The sequence below is a fragment of the Roseivirga sp. UBA838 genome, assembly GCF_002296035.1.
In the GTDB taxonomy this organism is placed as follows: domain Bacteria; phylum Bacteroidota; class Bacteroidia; order Cytophagales; family Cyclobacteriaceae; genus Roseivirga; species Roseivirga thermotolerans.
In genome coordinates, this window is record NZ_DBHC01000017.1 from 1 (window position 1) to 3,140 (window position 3,140).

The 3,140-nt window shown below is 44.5% G+C and carries 3 protein-coding genes and 1 pseudogene; 2 read left to right on the top strand and 2 right to left on the bottom strand.

All coding sequences use genetic code 11. From position 1 onward, the window contains the following. Positions 1-247, top strand: a pseudogene (locus B3O12_RS05755) (hypothetical protein); the annotation flags it as partial. Positions 248-385: 138 nt separating this feature from the next. Here the strand turns inward: B3O12_RS05755 and B3O12_RS05760 are convergent. Both B3O12_RS05760 and B3O12_RS05765 read right to left on the bottom strand, forming a co-directional pair. Further along, positions 386-1,045, bottom strand: a complete 660-nt coding sequence (locus B3O12_RS05760) for an outer membrane beta-barrel protein (RefSeq protein ID WP_286755612.1) — start codon at positions 1,043-1,045, stop codon at positions 386-388. Between the two features lie 216 nt (positions 1,046-1,261). After that, positions 1,262-1,915 carry a hypothetical protein gene (locus B3O12_RS05765; protein WP_286755614.1) on the bottom strand — a complete coding sequence of 218 codons (654 nt, stop codon included), beginning with the start codon at positions 1,913-1,915 and terminating at the stop codon, positions 1,262-1,264. 187 nt (positions 1,916-2,102) lie between these two features. Between B3O12_RS05765 and B3O12_RS05770 the strand changes: the two genes are divergently transcribed. After that, the gene (locus tag B3O12_RS05770; protein ID WP_286742818.1) at positions 2,103-2,807 is read left to right on the top strand and encodes a DUF4197 domain-containing protein; all 705 of its coding nucleotides are present in this window, start codon (positions 2,103-2,105) and stop codon (positions 2,805-2,807) included. The last annotated feature ends 333 nt before the right edge of the window (positions 2,808-3,140 follow it).

Below are 3,140 nucleotides of genomic sequence, written 5' to 3' on the forward strand. Positions count from 1 at the left end.
TGATGAAGAGCAGATGGTAGAAAGTCTGATGCAGCTTCTCAAACCCGGGCTGCACAATAAGTACAATGCCTTTTTCATTTTACAAAAAGACATACTCTCTTTCCCAGCGGTTACCTATACTAAGCTGGCGGCCTTAAAAGGGTTCGACCTGGCCATTGAGCATGATCTGGTACCTAAAGACTTAATCAAGGTTAATCCTAACCCGGTGTACACAGATCCCTATCATTTTCTCAAAGAAAACGGATGAAAGTTGTTTCTAATGGTGTCCTTACGAATGGCGGGTAGAAGACATATATTATGGGAACTGGTGCAGTTGGTGAGATAATAAGATTTTAACCTATTGTAAATGTTTGTGAATTAATGTTCGGGTTTTAGTCTTTGTTTATTAAAGCGAGTATAAGAATCCCAACTGAAAAGCATTGGTACGCAATCGGTTTGGCTCGGAGTCGCTATAATGGTACCGTACTACCTCACCCGAATATACCGTACTGAGGCTCGCCCTATAATTATATTTTAGCTCTGCCCGTAGGGTGTTGTTTAATTTGTAGCTGGCTCCCAGGGCAAAAGAGGCTTCCATGTATGCGCTTCTGTTTTGGTTCAGTTGGCCATCACTGACTAAAAAGTGATTGTATAGACCAACCTCTGCTATTGGAGATAGTCTTGATTGTTTTGGTTCGTAGCGAATAAGAAAAGGAACGGAAAGGTAGCGCTGCTCGACTCGTCTGTATTCAGGCACAATTAGCGCGTTGAATAGGGTGTGGCAAAAGCCACACTCTTTGAAAGAAGTAATGTCTTTTTGAGCATATAGGAGTCCTGATCGAAAACTGAACGAAGAGGAGTTGGAAAGCAAATTGGCAGTTATGCCCATGGAGAAGTTGGATCGGTCTCTGACAATCCGATCATAAAAGTTGGTTCCGGCATCTTTGAGCAAGCCGCTGCCTTCTATATTTTCTGTAGATAGCTCAATGCCCAATTCAATTTTTGGAGTTTGTGCCGTTAGGCCAAGGGCTACCAGTAGCCCGACACAGGTTAGTAGTTTCTTCATAGGAGTGTAGTTCTCCTGTGTAGACAGTCAATGAAAGCAATTGGTTGGAAATGAAAAGGATAAACCTATTAAAAACGCAAAGAAAAACTGTCTCTGAATACTTCAACTGGACCAGCCCGGAAACTCTCACATAGCCCCTTTAGAAAGTACTTTGGTGAAGTAAGGAACGAGGTTCTGAATTTTTCAGAGACAGCTTTTAAATCAATGTCCAAGTGGCTACATAGGTACAGGTACTACCAGATTTACCTGAACAGTGCCACCTCTTTCAGACCGTTGAACATTGCAAATTCGTTCGGTTTGAGCCGGTCCCAAGGGGAGTGTAGGGCAAGGCCTGGCACCCACTAAGCGAATACAGTCAGTACAGTTTACCGGGTAAACTCCGGGGTTACCGGAATTTTCCTGCAAGCCTCTGTTGTAAATAGTGGTGATGGGCGTGTTGTCTGGGCCATAGGCCCACCCGGCATCGGCATCCACTTTCATTTCGATAAAGCAATTTACTCCGTTCACACAGCTAATGTCTATGGCCTCAGCACAAGGAATGTTGGGGTTCAGTGTAAATTCTGCAATGTTAGTGCCCGTTTCTCCATGATGAAAACCGGCATCGGGCACAGGGCATTGAGGTTCTATGTAGAAACCGATGTTTCCGCTAAAGCATTTGCCTTTGGGGTCAAAGTTTTGAGTGGCCTTTGAGTCTAAGGTAAACTTACCCATGAGTTGGTTTACTTTGGTCAGAAAGGGAAAGTCGCTCAGTCCGCATGGGGTGGGGCAACATTTGTTTTGGCTGTTTTGAGCAGCAAAAGTTACGTAAACCTCTACGGCTTCATCCGATCCGTTGTATACGGACAATTGTGTGTAATCTGATTTGGTCATGATATGTGAGTTAAGTGTTAAGTAAGATTAGTGACAATAGGCGGTGTTTAAAACCGTAGAACTACTGGGTTTTAAAAACGCGTATAATTCAAAGAAGTAAGTCAGTGCCTATAGCTGTGGAAAAAAAGTCTCTGCTCGATCCAACTTTTGGCCCCTTTTGCGTTACCTGTTATAAAAACACAAGCATATGAGAAATCTCTACTTTATGGTACTGGGTCTGTTCTTGTTTAGCTGTTCTTCACAGGCCCAGGTTCTTCAAAAAGCCAAAGGACTACTGGGAGGCGATGCGGCTTTTACCAAAGAAGAAGCTGCCAACGCACTCAAGCAGGCTTTGGAGCAAGGCACCACAAAAGGGGTGGACTTGCTCTCGCAGATGGATGGGTATTTCAAAAATCCTGAGATTAAAATTCCGCTGCCTCCCGAAGCGCAGAGCGTTGAGCAAAAATTACGTTCAATGGGATTGGAAAAGCAGGTAGACCAAGCGGTGGAATCGCTAAACAGAGCGGCAGAAGACGCGGCCTCGGAAGCCAAGAATATTTTCATTGCGGCCATTAAGGCACTTACCATTCAAGATGCCATCAATATAGTAAAAGGCGAAAAGGATGCGGCTACACGTTTTCTGGAGCGTGAAACTTCGGCCGAACTCACGCGAAAATTTAGCCCCATTATAGAGAACAGTCTGAACAAAGTAAATGCCACGAGGCACTGGGAAGATGTGTTTAGTACGTACAACAAACTACCCCTGGTGAAAAAAGTAGAGACTGATTTAACAGCCTATGTGACACAAAAAGCCATAGACGGACTCTTTGTAATGATAGCTAAAGAGGAATTGAACATTCGACAAAATCCGGGAGCCAGAACTACAGAATTGCTAAAGAAGGTGTTTAAGTAGCGGTTAGTCTAACTAACCTCGCAACACCCTCAGTGTCTCCTGCAAGGGACACTGAACACCATCACTATATACATTCAGAGTCCTCTAGCGAGAGACTCTGATGGTGGTTAGGTTCTATGAAAACGGGTACCTCAAAGACTAGCCTCTACTACTGGTCCTCTTTTTCACCCTGAGCAAAGCGAAGGGCCTATCAAATACCTATGCCACCTGAACATTCCCTAAATAGGCCCAATGCTCTTGCTTTAACCGCAGCATTGCAACACCCTGAGTGTCTCCTGAAAGCGGCACTGAGTACCAACGTATAGCACATCAGAGTCCTCTAGCGAGAGACTC

Excerpts from the sequence above, each read along its gene's own strand:
- B3O12_RS05760 (WP_286755612.1), bottom strand. The coding sequence starts at position 1,045 with ATGAAGAAACTACTAACCTGTGTCGGGCTACTGGTAGCCCTTGGCCTA.
- B3O12_RS05765 (WP_286755614.1), bottom strand. The coding sequence starts at position 1,915 with ATGACCAAATCAGATTACACACAATTGTCCGTATACAACGGATCGGAT.
- B3O12_RS05770 (WP_286742818.1), top strand. The coding sequence starts at position 2,103 with ATGAGAAATCTCTACTTTATGGTACTGGGTCTGTTCTTGTTTAGCTGT.